Source organism: Williamsia muralis (assembly GCF_051487485.1).
GTDB classification, from domain to species: Bacteria; Actinomycetota; Actinomycetes; order Mycobacteriales; family Mycobacteriaceae; genus Williamsia; species Williamsia muralis_B.
The window spans coordinates 454,253-474,077 of the sequence record NZ_JAHVCV010000001.1; the positions used below are offsets into that span (position 1 = coordinate 454,253).

General features: G+C 62.5%; 15 protein-coding genes. 7 read left to right on the top strand and 8 right to left on the bottom strand.

The genetic code is table 11. The annotated features are described in order from the left end of the window. Positions 1-175: 175 nt before the first annotated feature. Positions 176-1,624: a hypothetical protein gene (locus KXR83_RS02250; protein ID WP_437423399.1), complete on the top strand. Its 1,449-nt coding sequence runs from the start codon at positions 176-178 to the stop codon at positions 1,622-1,624. Next, positions 1,608-1,919, top strand: a complete 312-nt coding sequence (locus tag KXR83_RS02255; protein ID WP_437423400.1) for a three-helix bundle dimerization domain-containing protein — start codon at positions 1,608-1,610, stop codon at positions 1,917-1,919. The genes KXR83_RS02250 and KXR83_RS02255 overlap by 17 nt, the downstream gene beginning before the upstream one ends. A 69-nt stretch (positions 1,920-1,988) precedes the next feature. On the opposite strand, the gene KXR83_RS02260 is transcribed toward KXR83_RS02255, so the two are convergent. The 4 genes from KXR83_RS02260 to KXR83_RS02275 form a co-directional block, all read right to left on the bottom strand. After that, positions 1,989-3,647 carry an MFS transporter gene (locus tag KXR83_RS02260; protein ID WP_437423401.1) on the bottom strand — a complete coding sequence of 553 codons (1,659 nt, stop codon included), beginning with the start codon at positions 3,645-3,647 and terminating at the stop codon, positions 1,989-1,991. A 250-nt stretch (positions 3,648-3,897) separates the two neighbouring features. After that, on the bottom strand, positions 3,898-5,280 hold the full coding sequence (locus tag KXR83_RS02265) for a DUF2252 domain-containing protein (RefSeq protein WP_437423402.1): 1,383 nt from the start codon (positions 5,278-5,280) through the stop codon (positions 3,898-3,900). Positions 5,281-5,499: 219 nt separating this feature from the next. Beyond that, positions 5,500-8,043, bottom strand: a complete 2,544-nt coding sequence (locus KXR83_RS02270) for a LuxR C-terminal-related transcriptional regulator (protein ID WP_437423403.1) — start codon at positions 8,041-8,043, stop codon at positions 5,500-5,502. Between the two features lie 196 nt (positions 8,044-8,239). Then, a complete protein-coding gene (locus KXR83_RS02275) occupies positions 8,240-8,623 on the bottom strand; it encodes an SHOCT domain-containing protein (protein WP_437423404.1) in 384 nt (127 codons plus the stop codon). Positions 8,624-9,060: 437 nt separating this feature from the next. Between KXR83_RS02275 and KXR83_RS02280 the strand changes: the two genes are divergently transcribed. Beyond that, positions 9,061-9,711, top strand: coding sequence for a response regulator transcription factor (locus KXR83_RS02280; RefSeq protein ID WP_437423597.1), 651 nt, complete (start codon positions 9,061-9,063; stop codon positions 9,709-9,711). Between the two features lie 10 nt (positions 9,712-9,721). Here KXR83_RS02280 and KXR83_RS02285 read toward each other — a convergent pair whose 3' ends face one another. Further along, entirely contained in the window at positions 9,722-11,446 is a 1,725-nt protein-coding gene (locus tag KXR83_RS02285; protein ID WP_437423405.1) for a GAF domain-containing protein, read from the bottom strand. 235 nt (positions 11,447-11,681) lie between these two features. Then, positions 11,682-12,467 carry an MBL fold metallo-hydrolase gene (locus KXR83_RS02290; protein ID WP_437423598.1) on the bottom strand — a complete coding sequence of 262 codons (786 nt, stop codon included), beginning with the start codon at positions 12,465-12,467 and terminating at the stop codon, positions 11,682-11,684. Positions 12,468-12,515: 48 nt separating this feature from the next. On the opposite strand from KXR83_RS02290, the gene KXR83_RS02295 reads away from it, so the two are divergent. From KXR83_RS02295 to KXR83_RS02310, 4 genes are all read left to right on the top strand, one after another. Continuing rightward, on the top strand, positions 12,516-14,483 hold the full coding sequence (locus tag KXR83_RS02295) for an alkaline phosphatase family protein (RefSeq protein WP_437423406.1): 1,968 nt from the start codon (positions 12,516-12,518) through the stop codon (positions 14,481-14,483). A 144-nt stretch (positions 14,484-14,627) separates the two neighbouring features. Continuing rightward, positions 14,628-15,002, top strand: coding sequence for a hypothetical protein (locus KXR83_RS02300; protein WP_437423407.1), 375 nt, complete (start codon positions 14,628-14,630; stop codon positions 15,000-15,002). Positions 15,003-15,079: 77 nt separating this feature from the next. Beyond that, positions 15,080-15,766 (top strand): CPBP family intramembrane glutamic endopeptidase, encoded by a 687-nt coding sequence (locus KXR83_RS02305; RefSeq protein ID WP_437423408.1) that lies wholly within the window; start codon positions 15,080-15,082, stop codon positions 15,764-15,766. 210 nt (positions 15,767-15,976) lie between these two features. Further along, positions 15,977-17,692 carry an alpha/beta hydrolase gene (locus KXR83_RS02310; RefSeq protein ID WP_437423409.1) on the top strand — a complete coding sequence of 572 codons (1,716 nt, stop codon included), beginning with the start codon at positions 15,977-15,979 and terminating at the stop codon, positions 17,690-17,692. Between the two features lie 30 nt (positions 17,693-17,722). On the opposite strand, the gene KXR83_RS02315 is transcribed toward KXR83_RS02310, so the two are convergent. Both KXR83_RS02315 and KXR83_RS02320 read right to left on the bottom strand, forming a co-directional pair. Beyond that, positions 17,723-18,532 carry a UbiA family prenyltransferase gene (locus KXR83_RS02315; protein ID WP_437423410.1) on the bottom strand — a complete coding sequence of 270 codons (810 nt, stop codon included), beginning with the start codon at positions 18,530-18,532 and terminating at the stop codon, positions 17,723-17,725. 114 nt (positions 18,533-18,646) lie between these two features. Beyond that, positions 18,647-19,822 carry an alkaline phosphatase family protein gene (locus KXR83_RS02320; RefSeq protein WP_437423411.1) on the bottom strand — a complete coding sequence of 392 codons (1,176 nt, stop codon included), beginning with the start codon at positions 19,820-19,822 and terminating at the stop codon, positions 18,647-18,649. Between the last annotated feature and the right edge of the window lie 3 nt (positions 19,823-19,825).

Below are 19,825 nucleotides of genomic sequence, written 5' to 3' on the forward strand. Positions count from 1 at the left end.
GATATACGTTCGCAACCACATTGCGTCGCACCGCAATGTATGTCCGCCGGCGCCGTGGTTGTAGGGCCCGATTCATCCCAAAGGGATGATGCAGATCCGGGTGGCAGGACGAAGAGTTACAAGGGCGCGCTGGTCGTTTGCAGTCGGACACCTTCCTCGACGATGTGGGGCAAACATGATGGCTATCAAGGCCGATCAACCGCTCGATCGTGCCGAGCGAGCCGAGCTCGAACGTTTACGCCGACAGGTTGCGGACGGCCGGCGCGACCAATTCGACGGACAGCGGGGTGCGGGCACCGATCGATCGAACAACCGCCGGACATTGCGGTGGACGGCGACCATTCTGCTGCTCATCATCGTTGCGGCACTGGCCATCTCGGGAGTGCTCGCCCGCTTTGCGCGCAGCGAGGTTTTGGACACCGACCGATACGTCGAAACAGTGTCCCCGCTCGCGGGCAACACCACACTTCAGAACGAACTCGCAACCCAGATCACCGCGGCGATCATGGAGCGCGGAAACATCGCAGAGGTCACGCGAGAGGCGCTTGTTGCACTCACGCAGAATGCGCCGAACGTCCCTCCGGCGGTGGTCGGGCTCGCTCCGGTCCTGACCGAACAGGCCGAATCGTTCATCGACCAAACCGTGAGATCGCTCTTGGCCTCAGACCAATTCGAGGAACTCTGGATACAGGCCAACAAGCAGGCACACGAGGCCCTGGTGAAACTGTTGACCGGTGAGGAGCGGGCCGCGATCGTCGTGGACGACTCGGGCACCGTGAGCATCGCCCTCGAGCCGATAGTCGCAAACGTGCGAGACCGCCTCAAGGATCGTGGGTTTGCGTTCGCGGACAATATTCCGAACGTCGACAAATCGTTTGTGATCTTCCGGTCGCCGGATCTCGTCAAGGCGCAGAACGCAGTCTCTGCGCTCGACAAGGCGTCCACGATCCTTCCCTGGCTGACCTTGCTCGTGGCGGTGGCTGCGGTCTGGGCTGCGCCCAAGGGATCTCGGCGACGTGCGGTGTCCTTGGTCGGTGTCTCGATCGCGCTGGCCATGGTGGTGCTGGCCATCGGGCTGAGCATCGGCCGGTCGTTGTACCTCGACGCGGTTCCTGCCGACGTGCTTTCGCCTGGAGCCGCCGAGGCGTTGATCGATGCTGTCTTGGTGCCACTGCGCAGCATGCTCCGTGCCCTGGCGGTTGTTGGGATCGTGGTCGCGCTGGTCGGGTACCTGAGCGGGTCCTCACGTTCTGCAACCGCCGTCCGCGGTGCATACTCGAAAGCGGTGGACTCCCTGCGCGGCAGAGGTACACGTACGCCTCACCCGGTCGAAACCTTTGCGGCGAAGTATCGGATGCCGTTGCGGCTCAGCATCGTTGCTGTGGCTATCGCTGTCCTGGTGTTCTGGGACTACCCGTCCGGTCTGGTGGTGATGGCGACCGTTCTCATCGCGGTGATCGCCATGGTCATCGTGGAACTCGTTGCGCGGCCGGCAGTTGTACAGAACCCCTCTCCGGCAGAATCCGCGGCGGGTCCATCGAGCACAGTCGATTCAGCTACATCGAATCCCGACCCGGGGCCCTCGGAGCCAGCAGGGAAATCAGCACATGGTCGAGAAGCCTGACAGCGAACACCGACAGATCGCCAAGATCGCCGAACGTCTGGCTCTTTGTCATCCCGAGATCCCGGTGGCCGATGTGGAATGCCTCGTCGAGTCGATATACGCGCGCTTCGACGACGCTCACGTCCGAGACTTCATACCGCTCTTGGTCGAACGCCGCGCGCGGGAGCAGCTGGGGCAGCGCGTCAACGAGCCGGGTAAGCGTGTCGTCTCCGCGCTGCCCACCGCGTTCGACTTCCCCGTGACGGAACGGCTGGAGCAGGCCGACGAGGCCAGTCCGATGGGCTGGTCTGCCTGACCGGACGTCGAACCGGCCCTCCGATGAGCTTTAGGACAGCTGCGAAGTCAGGGCCTGGGTCAGGCAGTATCACGAAGGTGCAGGGCGGGGACCCGGCGCAGTGGCGGCAGCTGATGCGCCTATCGGTTGACGGGGGATCCCGCCGGTGAAGAACAACGCGACGATCGCCAGCAGCGCGGCCAGTGAGAACGCAACCCGCAACGCTCTGAGCCGGGACTCGGAGTTGAGATCCACGACGGCTTGCTTCTGTGTGTCCGGCACCGCTGAATCTTCGAGGGAAGCCTCGAGTTGAGTGTCCGAGACAAAGGGAACACCGGTGACGAGTTCGGATGTGGCCTGCTCTTTGACCGGTGCCGGGACATCCGGATTGTCCTGTACCCCGGTGATGATCGACGTGGTCAGTGTGGCGATCAACACCGATCCGATCAACGCGGTGCCCAGTGATGCCCCCAGGTTGGTGGCGGTGTTCTGCAACCCACCCACCTCGGCACTCTGCGAATCGGGTACCGCCGACACCGTCACTGCGCCCAGTTGCGAAGCCAGAGCGCCCAGTCCCAATCCCATCAGCAGCATGGGAATCGCGACGATTCCCGCGTTGGCAGCGGGGTCCAAGCCGCCGACCAGGATGAGGATTCCGACGATCATGGAACCGAGGCCGAGTCGAACCACCCTGCGCGGGTCGGCTTGTGGGCGGAACTTCGGTATCCCCGCTGCGGCCACGAGCAGCGCGATGGACAGCGGGATCAGGCGTATGCCGGTGTCGAGGGCGCTGAGTTCGAGCACCACAGAGAGGAAAAGCGGCACCGCGAAGAAGACACCTGCCTGCACGGTGAACTGAGCAAAGAACATCATCAACCCGCCCGCGAGTTGACGATTGCGCAGAAGTTGAGGGTCGATGAGGGGCTCGCCCCCGGTGTCTGCAAGATGACTCTGCCACCGGAGAAAGACGTACAACAGGGCGAGTCCGGCGACCAGTAGCCAGATCACCGGCGACAGTCCCAACACCTGTGTGGTGCCGGGTTTGGCCATCACCCATCCCCATTGGCTCGAACGCAGCACCCCGAACACGATCATCCCCAGACTTGCCACCGACAGGGCCGACCCGACCAGGTCGAGGCTGACTTTCGCAGGCGGAACCTCCTTGATTCGCCTCAGTACGAGAAGGATCAGGATCACCAGGACAACCTCGCCGGCGAAGACGTAGCGCCATGATGCGTATGTTGTCACCGCGCCGCCGATCAGCGGGCCCGCTGCAACGGCCATCGCGCCCGACGCCGCGACCAGACCGTATGCCGCAGAACGCTTTGCGGCAACGAAGTTGGCGGCAACCAGAGCCACGATCGCCGGCATGATCAATGCGGCACCCACCCCTTCGAGTAATGACCAACCGATCAGCAGGACAGGCAGGTTGGGTGCCAGAGCCGTGGTCATGGAACCGGCACCGTAGATCACCAGGCCGATCGCAAAGGCTCTTCGACGCCCGATGATGGTTCCGACCTTGCCACCGGAGATCATCAGAGTTGCCATCACCAAGGTGTACAACGTGATTGCGGTCTGGATACCGGTGATGGTGGTGTTCAGATCGTTGGCCACCGTCGCCATGGACACGTTCATCACCGAACTGTCCAGCGTCATCAAGAATTGTCCGGCGGCCAAAACCGCGAGAACCAGTGCTGAACTACCCGCCACCTCTGAATGGGGACCACTCGGTCGAGCGGACACAGACATCGATACCCCTTCCGCTCGCCCGGAGCCGGGCTGACGCCTGTGATGCAGATGTGTCACTGTGGCATGCGCGAGAAGATGTCGACTCACCCGAAACGAGTGATCTCCGGCCCGCACCGAAATGCTGACACAACGTCGGCAAAGTCATCGGGCCGGTGGTTCCCTGGGGTTCCAGCAATTTACGAGTCTTGCGGCATCCTCAGCTCACGGCCGCGTGGATCCTACGCTGCCTCTCGGCCGACGGGTGCATGGGTCACGGCACATCCGACCACCCCCGTTCGGAGAGGATGTCGCCGTTCTCGATGGCGCGGGCCATCTGAGCGTGATCGGCCGAGTTCTGATCCGCATAGGACGCCGCGAACGTGACCAACGCATCTTCGACTGTGTCGCTGCCACCGAGGTAGTCTGCGATGGCGGACGCGTCACCGCTTCGCGAATGCGCGCGGGCCAGAGCATGACCACAGGCTGCGGCGAACTGCGGCAACTGCGGCGCCACACCGGTGCCCTTGGGAATGACCTTGCCGTCTCGGAACTGGCGTACGTAGAAGTCCATGTCCCAGAACGAAGTCCATCCGACAAAGATGTCGGTGGCACTCTGGATCAGGTGCTGTCCATAAACAACTCGCGCCCCGTGGTTCTCGTACCGGCTACGACCCAAGAACTGTTCGTACACCGATGGGCCGGCCTGTTTGAGTTGAAGGAACAGAGGGTCCCGTGTCCGCCGCTCTTCGAGCAAGGTGAGGAACACACGCATACCAACGCTCCCGACACCGACGACCTGTCGAACAGCGTCGACCGCATCGTAATGTGACAGCAGCATTTTGAGATGGTCTGGCACCGATTCGTGGTAGCGGCTCAGCACCTCACGAAGGATCTCTTCGGCATCTCCTTTCAGCCGGTGGGTCCGGTAGGGCGGGTCCTCGGTGATCATCCGACGCCCGTCGACATCGTCTATCAGCTTCTTGGACACCCCGCGGCTGGTGCGGTTCTTTGCCTTGTTCTTGATCACCGCGTCCAGATCCGCCTCGGTGTCCTTTCTCGCGTAGTGCAAGAGGTCGTCTACGTCGATCCTGCTGTACCAGACGTCGATGTGCGGAAGCTCGGCGTATCTGCGGACATGTTTACGATAGTTACGGTACCCGGCGCGAACTGCCTTGTGAGCCAACGTTTCCGGGACATCGTTGTCTCGTGCGAGAATGACGAGACTGGCGAGGAACCGTTTCAGGTCCCATTCGAATGGGCCGGGAAGGGTCTCGTCGAAATCTCGCAGATCAAAGACCAGACTCCGCTCGGGAGACACCCACATCCCGAAGTTCAGGACGTGCGCATCCCCGCACATCTGGACCATGATCCCCGTGTGAGGAGTGGATGCGAGATCGGCCGCCATCACTGCTGCAGCGCCTCGGTAGTACGTCCATGGCGAGAGTCCCATCCGCCCATGACGAATCGGTAACAGGTCGGGTGCACGTAGCTGACTCTGCGACAGGATCGTCTGCAGCGGATCGTGACCCCGTTCCTTGGGGTTCCAGGTCCCCAGCTCCCGACGCGGGACAAGGAGACGAGCTTCGCGTCCCGGCTTGGGGAGCTCGGACGTCACCGCGTCCGCCGAAGTCGCGTGGTCGGTCGACAGAGTCATCGCGATCGTCCTTCTACGTTGAATGGCGTAGGTCCATACGCCTTGTCGCCACCGCCCGGATCGCGAGCACCTCAGGTGTCAACACACGACTCGACGTCATACCCGGCTCCCGCGTACTGCGGCCTCATCTCAGTGTGTTCACACCTCGACGGGTCCACATCATCATTTTGGGGTGAACACGCGGCTCTCCAGTTTCGAGAGCAGGGCCCCGAACGGGATCTAGATCAATCCCGAGTTCTGCGCAACTGTCAGCGCGTCCCACTTGTTGGATACGCCGAGCTTCCGGTAGATGCCACGCAGATGAGTCTTGGTGGTGTTCACCGATATCGACAGATCAGCCGCGATGACGCTTGCCGGCCGCGAAGATGCCAACTCGCGCAATACGTCCAGCTCGCGTGGACTCAGACAGACGCTCGGTGCAGACGCCTCGTCTATGAGTGACCGCAGATGGACCGCGTAGGCCTCCGAAGCACCGAACCGGCCGCGATGGCGGACAAGGAGAGACCTGACGGGCGAGCGAAGGAACCAGAACGGTCGTGAGATCTGCTCCTTCTCTGCTGCTTCGAGTGCGGCAGACAGTGCATAAAACGTCCGGTTCGGATCCACCGATTCTATGAGCACGGCGTGCATCAGGTGTGTCCAGACGGTTGTGACGGGGTGCGCCGAGGGCAACCCGTCGATGGCCGGGGCCAGCGCCGCCTCGGCTGGACCCGTCCGACCGACGCTGTGTCGATGCATCGCGGTGAGGACCGCACCTTCGGCACTCCCCGGCAACAGCGCACGGACGTAGGTTGCGTACTGATGCGCCTGTGAATAGTTGCCGCCCACCAACAGGAGTTGTTGTGATTCGGCTGCGAACAAGGCGTGCAGACTCTTCGGCAGGCAGTCGTGCTCGGGCGGATGATTTGGGGTCAGACGCCCGCGGGATACAGAATCGGGTCGAGAAGTCATGAGCAGAGCTTCCGTCCGAAGCGCTGCCTCGGAGATGACGTGGAAAGCACTACCGGCGAGATCGGGGCCTTCCTGGGTCGGACGTACCGGGATGGCCTCAACTCGCTGATGTCTAACGTAGTCGCTGACAAGGATGGCGAGGCCCGCGGTGACGGATTGCACCGCATCGAGGCGGCCGGCCACCTCGATGCAGTTCTCGGCGGCCAGAAGCGCCGTAGAAAGCCTGCCTTGCATCAACAACAGCACCGACTGCGCTCCGTAACTGTGCATCAGAGCCGCACTGGATCCCGAAACCTGCGCGCGGCCCAGCGCGCCGATCACCTTGCGCTCGGCCGAGTCGAGCCGATCGAAGAGCATTTCGGCGACGGCCGCATGAAGTAACCCGTACGCTTGCCCGTCGGGGGTTATCTCTGAGCCCGTCTGGTCGACGAGTCCTACGAGGTGAGCCAGCTCGACCTCGACATCGGCCGGCTTCACAGGATCGCCACACAGAGCGACCTGCATACGCAGCGTCTCGTGCAGGATCGCCTCGGTGGCAGTGTGTTCCGAGCAGGCTCTGGTATCGGTCATGGTCAACATTGCCGAAGCAGCGGCGAGATCCCCGTTCCCGATGTGGGCCGAGGCCGCCATCAGGCTCATCACATTGGTCTTCTGCGTCGACACCGGAGCTCGATCGAGCATCTGCAGCAGTTCGTCTCCGGCCGATATCAGCACTTCGATGCCGCATCGTTCGACAACGTCGAGCAACAACGGCCCGTTACCGGTCTCGATCGCGCACCTGAACGCCTCGATCGGCTGACCCATCTCGAGATGCCATGCCACCGAGTCTGTTTCGACCCGTTTCCGAACCTGAGGGTCGAGGAGTTTGACCTCGGCCCGCAGTTGCCGACGAACCAGAGGGTGCAGGCGGTAAGTCACCACCAGGCGACGGTGCGATCGCTCGAGCAGGAATCCGTTGTGGGCCAACTGATCAAGTATGTGCTGAGCCCTTGGGTTCTGTGAGAGCTCCACCGCCAACTCCGCCGAAAACGTTTCGAAGATGGAGGTCATCACCAACAGTTGCCTGACGGGTTCGGTCAGAACCGCCAGGAACTCACCTACCACATAGTCGGTCAGGTGCTTACCGTCACCGACGAAGTCCACAGGCGCCTCGAAAGCGAACGAAGCACCGGATGATCCCAGTGCCGCCAACTGCAGACCGGCTGCCCACCCTTCCGTCCACATCATGAGCGTGTGAAGCCCCGCGGTCGGAAGTTCGGCGCCCTGCTGTTCGAACAGCTCGGCGGCCTCTTCCTCGCGGAACGCCAGTGCGCGCCCGTCGATTTCTGCCAGCGACGACGACAGGCGTGCCCGGTAGAGCATCAGCGATGGCTCGAACCGGCCGGCGATTATTATGTGGACATTGTCGGGCGCCCAACGCATCACGCGTGCCAGCAGCTTCAAAGACGCCGACTCCCGTAACAGGTGGGCATCGTCGACGACCAGGCACAAACCGTCGGTGCTGGCGTCGAGCACGTCACTCAACCGGACGCTGAGGTCCTGATATTCCGAGTCTTCCGCGTTCAGAACGCGCAGGCCGGCTTCGGAGACCGATGAATCGACAGCTAGCCCGACAGCTTGCCGGAGAGATGCGCAGAACGCTTCGACGTTGTTGTCGGCGTCGTCTATCGTCAGCCAGGCCACGGGTATTGCACTTGTCTGACGCTGGGAAACCCAGTCGGCGAGCAGCGTCGTCTTTCCCGATCCGGCAGGCCCTGTGACCAGGGTGGTCCGCTGCTGCGCGTTGGACACCGCGCCGTTCAGTACCTTCAACAGCCTGGGGCGGTGGATAATTGGCCGATTGAGGGACGGCACCTCGGTTCGGCTTCTGTGTACGCGAATGATGCTCTGAGTTGTCGGCATGGCAATCCATTCACCTCCCCGATGGTGATGGCGCGGTCGGGAACGCGGCCTCGGCATACCGAGGCGCGTTTCCGACCACTTGGCAGTGTGTTCGTGCGATCGTGCTCTATGCGCTCATCGCAGCACTCTTGAGCTGCTCGAACTCGGCACGGTCGATGACGCCTTCGTCGAGTAGGCCCTTGGCAGTGGAGATTTGATCCGCTGCCGATGTCCCCGCAGCCTTTCGGATGTACTGGTCTGCTTGTTCGCGCGCCGCTTCCTGCGCAGCCACCGATCGTTGTGCCATGCCTTTGCCGCGAGCGATGAGGTAGACGAACAGGGCAATGTACGGGATGAAAACCAAGAACAGTATCCACGCCGTCTTTGTCCAGCCCGATATCGAATCGTCGCGGAAAAGATCGCCCACGACATGAAACAGAATCATCAAGTAGGCGACGAACGCGAAGATGATGATGGTGTACCACATGAAGTCCCAGAAAGAATCCCACATATCGCGTCCCCGCTTCTCTGAACTCTCGGGCCGACCGGTGTTTCCGACCGGTACCATCAGTCCACCACTTGTCCGCCGGTCGGTACCAGGGCACAAAGTCACATCAGTCCGGGACGAATGGCCCTCCGGCGGCGTTCCGCGAATAGTTTCTGCTGAGCGTTGTTCAGTCCACCACGGCCCGTCGAGGGACCTTTGGCCCTAGCCGGAATTGTTCACTCGCGGGAGTATTGGAAGCGCTTGAATCTTCACCGACCATTGCCGGGGGATCCTGATGGAACTCGAAACGCTCGAGGGGTGCAGATCGATCCACGTCAACGTCGCATTCTCGGCCTGGATCAACTGTGGACAGCAGCGCAATCTTGTTTACCCGTCTGGGATCGAGGGCCTGGCTTACACTAGACAGGCAGCGGCGGCTCGGACTCGCTAGGAGTACAGCCATCATCTCAGTGTTCTTGGCAGATGACCACGAAGTTGTTCGTCGTGGACTCATCGAGCTCATCAACTCCGACGCGGAACTGTCCGTCATCGGAGATGTTGGCACATGCGCTCAGGCTCGAGCCCGCGTACCAGCGCTCAAACCAGATGTCGCCGTACTCGACGTCCGGATGCCTGACGGTAGCGGCATCGATCTGTGCAGGGAGCTGCTTGCCAGACTTGATGGCCTGCGGTGCCTCATGCTCACCTCGTACACAGATGACCAGGCGATGGTGGACGCGATCATGGCCGGCGCAAGCGGGTATGTGGTCAAGGACATCACCGGAATGGACTTGACGAAAGCAATTCGTGACGTGGGAGCAGGCAAATCGCTCTTGGACAACAGGGCGGCGGCAGCCTTGATGGACCGCGTGCGAACCGGCCACAATGCCGCGGGACGGCTCGATGGACTGACCGAACAAGAGCGGACGCTACTCACCTTGCTGGGCGAGGGTTTGACCAATCGTCAGATTGCAGAGCGAATGCATCTCGCCGAGAAGACGGTGAAGAACTATGTCTCCAGGATCCTTTCGAAATTGGGAATGGAGCGTCGGACCCAAGCCGGAATCTATGCGGCCAAGCTCGCAGCCGATCGAAGAGATCGCGAGCGATGATCCGGATTGTTCATTGATCGAGTGGGGCCCACCACTTCAGTGCAACGCCCGATCCGTTCGAGGTCGTGGTGAAGGTCAGATCACCCCCGAGTTCTCGCGCTCTGTTACGCAGGTTGGTCAAGCCGCTGGGAGTGACGTCGTCGCCGACTCCCACACCGTCGTCGACTATCTCGATCACGAGGTCGTCCTCGACAGAGACGATCACGGTTATCGTCTCCGGCTCGGCGTAGTGCACTGCATTGGTCACGCCTTCCCGCACGACGGCCACCGCGTGTTCGGCAAGGCCAGGGGCGACCACGGACAGAGGTCCCGACATCCGGACGAACGTCCTCCCGGAAAAATCGCGGGTCTGCTGATCAATTACTTCGTGTATCCGCTGACGTAACCGCGTCGACTCTCGACCGTCGGGCTGGAGGTCGAAGATGGTGGTTCGGATCTCCTGGATGATGTCCTGCAGATCGTTGACGGTTTCGGTCAGGCGGCGCTGAACAGGCGGTGAATGAGTGCGCTGCAACGTGCCTTGCAAGTTCATCCCGGCCGCGAAGATCCTTTGGATGACGTGGTCATGGAGGACGCGCGCGATACGTTCGCGGTCGGCAAGCACCTCGAGTGTTCGGCTCCGTTGAACTGCGGCGGCCATCGACATCCCCAGCGCAACCTGCACTGCGAACTCCGAGGACAAGTTCAACATCTCATGTGTGAACGGGCGCTTCCCATGCCCTCGGGCCACCAAGAAGATTCCGTAGATGGACTCACCCGTGTCGAGGGGTACAACCATCGCCGGGCCGTCCACGCCGGACTCGCCGGCCAGGGCGGGAATCCCCAGGTTGTCGCGGAGGGCGGGCTTCAGGGTGGCGTAACCGAGGCCGGGAGCGACGTGACGAACGTCGATGGCTCTACCCAGCAAGCCCGACCTGGCGTTGCCCTCGGTCGCCGTGATGATCAGCTCGCCGATCGTGTCGCGGGGGTCTTCTGCGTCCATGGGCTGAGCGATGAGGACTGCGTCGGCATCGGTGAGGCTGAACAATCCGCGCGCGATCATCGAAAGAACACTGGTCATCTCGGTGCCGGCCATCAGCTCCGCGCGAATGTCGCGGATCGACTCGATCCAGGCCAACCGAGATCGGGCCTCCTCGTGCGCGCGTGCGTGGTCTATCGCGATGGCTGCGGCCGCAGCGAGTGTACGAATGATTGCCTCGTCGTCCTCGGTGAAGTCTCGTCCGCCACGCTTCTCGGTCAGGTAGAGCGTTCCGAACACATCGTCACCAACTCGGATCTGGGTTCCGAGGAACGTGGACATCGGTGGATGGTGCGCTGGAAAGCCACACGAGTCGGGGTGTCGAGACAAGTCGTGGAGTCGCAACACATCTGCTCCGGCGACCTTTCCCAGCACCCCACGGCCCGTCGGCAGCGCGCCGATCTCTGCCACTCGCTTTTCGTCGATGCCCTCGTGGATGAACCCGTCGAAGCTCTCGCCCGCACCCCACACACCCAACGCGCCGTAGTGTGCGTCGGCCAGTTTCATGGCCGACCTCACGATGGACCGAAGAGTGGCCCCAAGGTCGAGATCGGCGGTGACGAGGAGAACAGCCTCGATGAGGTCGTGGATCCGGACTTCGGAGATCTCGTCGATCTGTTCGTGCGCTGCTTCGCTCAATCTGTTCACACGAAGTCGAGAGATCGCGCCCCGCAGGAACTGGTGTCCTGTCGGTGGCGGCTCGATCGACGGCTTCATGACAGCTCCCAATGTCGCGTGACGCGGGTAAGCAACACGCGTGCTGAGCCTAGCGAGTCGGACACCCATACCGCTAGGTCAACGCGACAAATCCGGCCCTCGATTTGGGGACATCGTGTCCAATTCGAAACCAGCAACGGGTATTTCAATTAGTGGTTCGTACTAACTAGTCCTCGTACACCTGCTGAACAGGGCGCAACGCACGGGGGTGAGAACAGTATTCACGGCCGCCGGCCTATATGCGAATTGTGCTGCCAGGGAGCATTTCTGTTGCATTCAGTCCGGCAATCTCGGCCAATCGCACGAATTCGGCGCCTGGGCCATGGAACAACGACGACCGAACCCTGCCCATACCGATCGGCCACAGCGTCCCGAAATGGATCGGCACCGCGCGGCGGGCCGACACTGCCTCTGCCGCGAGCGCGGCCCTGGCCGGATCCATGTGTCCCGCACCCAATGTGGGCCCCCACCCGGCGACGGGGAGCAAAGCCAGGTCGACATCCGATATCCATGCGGCCATGTCTCCGTAGAGGTCTGTGTCGCCGGCGAAGTAGGTGCGTTTGTCGCCGTCGATCACGTAGCCCAGCGCGGGGACCTTCTGCGGCCCGCGGCGCCACCTCCGACCATCGTGGTCTGCCGGCACGGCCAGCACGGACAACCCGCCTATCGTCACCTGGTCGCCCGGCCCCACCTCGATCAGTTGCGCTCCGACCTCACGGAGTTTCGGTAGCGCGTCGGGGGCACCGGCGGGCACCACGATCGGAACGCGGTCCGAGAGCAGGCGCAGCGACGGCAAATGCGTGTGGTCCGCGTGCAGATGAGACAACAAGACAACATCCGGATCGTGAACTGCCGACAGAACAGGAACTGGTCCGCGCCGGCGCCTCAGATGCGCAACACGAGCGGTGAGCAGTGGATCGGTCAGCACTGTGGTGCCACGATCTTCGAGAAAGATGCTCGCGTGCCCGAGCCACTGTAGGACCGGACCACGTGCCTTCTCGCCATTCGTTTCGCTCTGTATCTCGGCCACGCACACTACGATCCCAGATATCAGGCCGAAGGGAATGCCATGCGCACCGCAGCCACGACGATCGGTCTTCTCGTCGAGTTCCTTGTGTTGTGGCTGTCGTCGGCGATCGCGATCCTCGTGCTGGATACGGTGTTCGACGGTATTTCACTGAGTTCGGTGGACGCCGGTGGCCCGGTGTTGGCAAAGTTGCCGTCTGCGTTGGCAGTAGGACTGGTTTTTGGTGTGCTGAACGCAATCCTGTGGCCGGTGATCATCCGACTGATGTCGTGGATAGGACCCGCAGTTCTATTTCTTGTTGTCTTCGCGGTGAGCGGCGCCATCATGGTGCTGACCCTCAACATCGTTGCCTTGGCCTCGGTCGAGAACATCTGGGACGCCGTCATGGCAGCCGCTCTACTGTCCCTGGTCACATCCTTCGTCGGCGGCGCGATCGCTTCACGGTCGAACAGGGCCTACAGCCTGATGCAGGTTCGGCGACAACGACTTCGGCGTAATCACACGCCGGTCGACACCGAGCCCGGTCTGTTGTGTATTCAGATCGACGGCCTCGGGCACGGCGTTCTCCAGAGGGCCATTGCAGACGGTGTCACGCCTGGGCTCGCCACGATGGTTCGCGACACTCACACATTGATGCGCTGGCACACCGACTGGAGTAGCCAGACAGGCGCAAGTCAACTCGGCATCCTCCATGGTTCGAACCACAATGTGCCGGCGTTTCGCTGGTACGACAAGACCGATCGAAAGATCGCCGTCTTCAGCAATCCGCGTGACAACGAGGAACGAGAAATCGAGCGGTCGGGGATACCCGGACTTCTGTCAGACGGTGGTGCCAGTCGCGGCAACTTGTTCACCGGTGGAGCAGACGACAACGTTCTGGTCGTCAGTCGGCTCAAAGGCGCTCGCCTCGGGGGCGACGCAGGGTATTCGTCATACTTCGGCGATCCGTCCAGCGCGCTACGGACGCTACTCGGGATGGTGGCCGAACTTCAGCGGGAGTATCGCCAGGCCTGGGCTCAGCGTAGAGCCGATATTCGACCGCGTGTCCGCCGTGGCGGCAGCTATCCGTTTGTGCGCGCTTTTGCCAACGTCCTGGCAGCCGATGTGACAACAGCGGCCGTCGTCGGCGACCTCATCCGTGGCCGAAACATCATCTATGTCGACTTGATCGGCTACGACGAGGTCTCGCACCATTCGGGTATCTCACGACCCGAAACCCTGGCGGTTCTCACCAAGATCGACGGCGTGATCGAGATGCTCCTTGCTGTCATTGCGCAGGCCGACCGGAGATACCGGGTGGTCATCTTGTCCGATCACGGACAAAGCCAGGGCGCGACATTCCTTCAACGCTATGGCGAGACACTGGAGCAGGTTGTCTTGCGTCTGTGCGGAGCGGCGACATTCGTGAGCAGTGGCGAATCGCGGTCGTCCGGCGAAGGCGCCGACTACGCCGTAGCCAGTGTTCGGCCGCCGAAAGAACCCGAACAACAGAAGGCAGCGGATGAAGGCCTTCCGGTGGTACTCGGTTCGGGGAATCTCGGTTTGATCAGCTTCCCGGAGATTCCGGGCCGCGCGACCGTTGACGTCATCGACGACACCTACCCGGGATTCATCGCGTCGTTGCGCGCGCACCCCGGAGTCGGATTTCTACTTGTTGCACGTTCGCCGACGGAGGCGGTGGTCCTCGGCGCCGATGGGTCGGTCGACGTCGGCACGGGGGCCGTCGAAGGTACCGATCCACTGACTGTCTTCGGTGACGGCGCGCTCGACAAGATCCGTAGAACAACCGCTTTCGACAACGTGGCCGACATCATGGTCGGGGGCAGGTACTGGCCGGAAACCGACGAGGTTGCAGCCTTCGAGGAGCAGGTGGGGTCCCACGGCGGGATGGGCGGCCCTCAGAGCGAACCGTTCTTGCTGTACCCGCGAGAGTTCCCCGCGCCACCGGACGAGCTCCGCGGCGCAGAAGCGGTACATGCCGTTCTCGTCGGCTGGCGAGACAGTCGGTGACTTATCGTCGCGGCCGGAGGATCAGGCGGATGCCAGACGTCGCATGGGCGTAAACCCTCTGTCGAGCAGAATCATTCCGAAAAGGTGAGGGGAACTCGGCGACACCTTCACCATACTTAGACTCCGCTCGAGAGGGAGTGCCTGATGACGTCTTTGGAGAAGTCCACTTCTGATCTCGACCGAGCCGTGCTGCGCCGCTGCATCCCGCCGATGTCGCAGCGACGCCTACAGCCGCGGGCCTACTTCTTGTCACCGGCGGAGCTGGACGCGCGACCGACGTACAGCGAAGACGCTGATGGCGCGCAGGCACGATACCTCGCCGAAGAACTCGAGGGATGGATCAGGCGGCTCGAGTGGGCTGCCAGTCGCGAATCGCACAGAACGCGCGCGCTTGCCGTCCACCAGGAGATAGCGGAATTGGAACGACAGATCATGGCCTTGCATGACCGGTTTCCGCGTGAGTTCAGTTCACCAGTTGCGCCGACCCATCAGCAGATGAGTTGGGAGGGCTCACCATAGACTCCGAAAAAAGCTGTGCGACAAAGGGTTGACGGGAGTCCTGATCGATTGGATCCGTCGAGCGATAGAGTGCGATGATGCGCGACGTGGCGATGGTGGTCGGGGCACTCGCGATCATCAATGTGTTGGCGCACTTCACCGTCGACAATGCTGCGTACCTGGTGGTTCCGCTCGGTTCGATCGCCGTGATCGCGTGCATGCGGTGGCGTGGGTTCACCTGGCGCGAAATGGGCCTTGCCCGTGACCAATTCAAGCGCGGTGCCAGGTACGCGTTGCCCATCCTGTTGGCTGTCGCGGTGATTGCCATCGGCGGCGCCATCATCCCGCTCACCAGAAGCTTCTACCTGTCCGATCGATACGACTCCGTCGCGGTCGCCGTGTGGGGCGCCCTGCTGGTGATCCCGCTCCAGACCGTCATCCCGGAGGAGTTGCTCTTCCGCGGCGCCCTCGATGCGTCACTGCAGCGTGCTGTGTCCCCGCGCGCGGGATATGTCATCGGCGCCAGTCTGTTCGGCCTGTGGCACATGGCAACATCCACCGGGCTGGCTGCAAGCAATGAGGGTCTGACAGACCTCGTGGGTTCGGGACTGATGGCACAGTTGGTGGGCATCGCGGGTGCGGTTGTCGTCACGATGTGTGCTGGGCTGGTGTTCATCTGGCTCAGGCGACGCAGTGACAGTCTACTGGTACCGATTGCGTTGCACTGGGCCGTGAACGGCACCGGGGCGCTCGGTGCCGCGATTGCATGGCAACTGACGGGTTAGCGGTGCCGCTCCATCCGCGTGGACAATCTTGCAGCAGGAAACAAAGATTCGTCGTCTGATTCAGCTGGATCCGCGAAGGCACTGTGTAAGAGTCTGATTCGGAAGTTTGTCGCGGTGCGGTACGTGCGTCTACGGGTAGGTCACGAGCAGCGCAGCGAGATCGACCCTCAAACCCGACCGCGAAAGGCCCTGCGGCGGTACACTCAGCGGGTGCCGACCGATGTGATCGACGGTGAACTCGGGAGCGACGTTGGTCCAACCCGATCGCCGCTTTATCGTCGTTGCCTGCCGGATCGCTATGCGTTCGGGGGGCTGGTGGTGGCTGTGATCTTCGTGTGGCTGTCATTGACGCCAACGCTTCTGCCACGCGCACCGTTCTTTCAGGGATTGGTGACCGGAGGCTCGGCCGCAATAGGTTACGCATTCGGGTTTCTCGGATCCAAACTGGTCCGTCATCTGGTGCAGCGTGAAGCGTCGCCGCGGGCGAAGGTCGCAGTACGTCGAATCGCATGGATTGTCGGAATCGTCGGCACCGGAGTGATTTTGATCTGGTTCGCGAATTGGCAATCCGAGTTGAGAGCGATCATGAGTGCGGCACCATTCCCGCGATCGGGCTATCTCGTCATGGCGGTGGTGGCGATACTGGTCTTTGTCGGGTTGGTGGCGTTGTCGCGAATCCTGCTGCGGGCAGTCAGATGGGTGGAGCGCAAGGTGAGCCGAGTGGTCCCCCGGCGGATATCTGCTGCGGTGATCGGGGTGCTGACGGTGGCACTGGTGTTCGCGCTGATCAACGGCGTGGCTGTTCGAGCGATCATGGGGGCTCTCAACGATTCGTTTGCGGCTGTCAACGAGGAGACAAAGGCAGGGGATGAGCCGCCCACATCGTCGTTGCGGTCAGGGGGGCCAGGTTCATTGGTGTCGTGGGACTCGTTGGGGCGCCAAGGTCGAGTGTTCGTCTCCCGAGGACCAACCGTCGAGGAGCTGTCGGCGTTCAACAACGGCCGTCCCGCGATCGAGGCCATTCGAACGTATGCGGGGCTCGCCAGCGGGGGCGACACGATTCGTGAGAACGCTCAGCTCGCAGCGGAAGAGCTCCTACGTACGGGTGGATTCGACCGAGCGGTGATCGGCGTGGCCACCACCACCGGAACCGGGTGGATCAACGAAAGTCTCGCCTCCACACTCGAATACATGTACAACGGCGACACCGCAATCGTCGGTCTGCAGTACTCGTACCTACCCAGCTGGCTGTCTTTTCTGGTCGACCGCGAACGTGCGGGGCAAGCCGGCGAGGCGCAGTTCGACGCTGTGTACGACATCTGGGAGAAGCTGCCACCGGACTCGCGCCCGAAGCTGGTCGTGATGGGCGAGAGCCTCGGATCATTCGGAGGAGAAAGTGCATTCGGGAGCGTCGACGACATCGCGGCACGAACCGACGGCGTGCTGTTCACGGGCCCGCCGAATGCGAACGAGATATGGACCGATGTGACGACCAACCGAGATCCGGGCTCTCCTGAATGGCTACCGGTATACGAGGAAGGCGAGACGGTCCGGTTCGGGGCGCGGGCTCCCGAAGACCTCGCGCACCCTGGCACCGTGTGGGACCGGCCCCGGATGATCTATCTGCAGCACCCATCGGACCCGATCGTGTGGTGGTCTCCTGAACTGATCCTGCAGAAGCCGGATTGGCTGAAGGAGGAGCGCGGGTACGACGTGTTGGACAGCACGACCTGGTTCCCGTTCGTGACGTTCCTACAAGTCGCTGCCGACATGGCGGTGTCCACAGGTGTCCCGGACGGGCATGGCCACAGGTACGTCGTCGACATCGCCGATGCGTGGAGCGCCATCCTGTCGCCGGAAGGATGGACCGCCGAAGACACCAACCGCCTGCGGACTGTATTGGCGGGCAAGGGTGCAGACGGATAGATCAGGCGCGACGTGCCGGCGATTCGGGTGTCATCGCGCGATCAGCACAAGCATGGTGACATCGACCGCGGCGATGACAATCGCACCGTAGAACGGGGTCCTACCAGGAGCGCGCATCGTCGCCAGCGCGATGACAACCACCGCGCCGAGTCCGGCCCACAGCCATGGCATGTGGGCGTTGGCGATCACCGCGATCGCCGTGGCGCCCACGAGCAGTCCTGCTGCCACATAGGGGATTCTTCGAGCGCCCAGCAGGTGCGGCAGTCCTTCGATGCCGGTGGCGGCGTCGTCTCCGAGGTCGGGCACCACATTGAGCAGGTGTGCCCCCACGCCGAGCAGTCCACTGACCGCGACCATCCACAGTGGCGGCAGATGACTCGGCTCGGCGGTCAGCATCACGACCACCGGTAGTGAACCGAACGCGACGAAGTAGGGAGCCCAGGAGAACACCGTCGACTTGAGTACTGAGTTGTAGGCCAACGCAGACCCGACGCCCAGAATCAGGTGAACCAGTCCCGGTGCCACTCCGCACGCCAGCGAGGCGACCACACACACCACCGCAGTGATGACAACCGAAACGGTCACCGTCCTGGAGCTGAGGTGGCCGGCGGCCAGCGGTTTGTCGGTGCGGCCGACCTGCCGGTCGCGGTCCCGGTCGATGAGATCGTTGGTCCAGCCGACGATCAGCTGACCGCTGAAGACAGCAACCATCAACATGAAGATCAACCGGGCCTCGACGTCGGCGGCGAAGGCGACAGCCGCGGTCAGCGCGGTGACCGCGAGGGCCGGGATCACGTGGGCCGCGCCCACCAACGCAACTGCCGGCCGGAGTGTCAGCACGATACGTCGATCACCATGGGGCCGGTGCCGGCACGTCGAGTGGTCCGTGTTGCCTTCACCGAACCAACGTTACGGCGAACTCGTTCCGACACAACTCGCTTGAACACGAACGGGTCAGCGAGTGCCCCGCAGAACGATGGCCGGGACCAACTGCTCTGCCGAGTCCCAGGCCCCGTGCTGCCCGACGAGCTGGGACTCGAGTGGTTCGACGACGGAGCGCACCATCGCGGTGACTCCGCGGGCCGCCGCGATCACGTCGCCGATCCTCACCTTGTGCCGCTCGGTCACTGCCGGCCCGAACCAGCCGGCATCGATCGCCTCTTCCCGGGTGACGACGGTGGCGCGGTCGCCCAGCGTTTCCTGCCAGACGCTCCGGACATCGGGCGCTGCTCCCGATTCGGTGTAGATGTGCCGTACCCGTGCCTCACCAGCGACAGCAGTGGTACCGATCGTCAGTTCGTGGTGGGTGTCGATGTCGAATCGACCCGTCGACGTGTCGACCATCCCGTGGTCACCTGTCACGATGATCTGCCTGCCCGCCGGTAGCTCATCGGCCAGGGCGCCGACCATGTCGTCGATGAAGCGCAACTGTTCGCGCCAGGACTCCGACCCCGGCCCCTCGAGATGTCCGGCGAGGTCGAGGCCTCCGTAATAGGCATAGGCCAGTGTCGGTTCGCGCCCGGTCATCTCGGCGAGGATCGCCACGCGCAGTTCGTCGAGCTTCTCGGCGGCGATCACCTGTCCGGCCCCGCGGAACGCTGCGCGCGAGAGACCCGACCCGATGTGGTGCCCGGGGACGATCTGGCGGGTGGCGAAGCCTTGCGCGCGGCAGCGCTCGAAAATAGTTGTCCCCGACTGAATGTCCTCGGGTATCGCCACATGCATCAGGTCGTGGTCGTGATCTCCGTGAACGCACCAGCGCAGGGTGTTCAGGATCGGCGACTGGGGGACCAGCCCATCGGCACCGGCCCTGAACGTGTAGCCGACCATCCCGTGTTGCCCCACCGTGCGCCCGGTACTCAAGCTCGTCAGGCTCACCGACGTGGTGGCCGGGAAGCCGGCGGCGACCACCGTCGAATGGTCCAGGCTTGCAGCATTGAGATTCGGAGCATCAACCGGATGGGCGGCCACCAGTTCCGCACCCAGACCGTCGATGAGCAGGACTGTTGCCGAGTGGGCCGGGACAAGACGCAGCCGGTTGTCGAAGTCGGCTGCACCGAGGGATGCGGCGACCGACTCGAGCACCGACGACAACGGCGGCAGACTGCTGTGGGGATCCAGTTCGCTCATCGG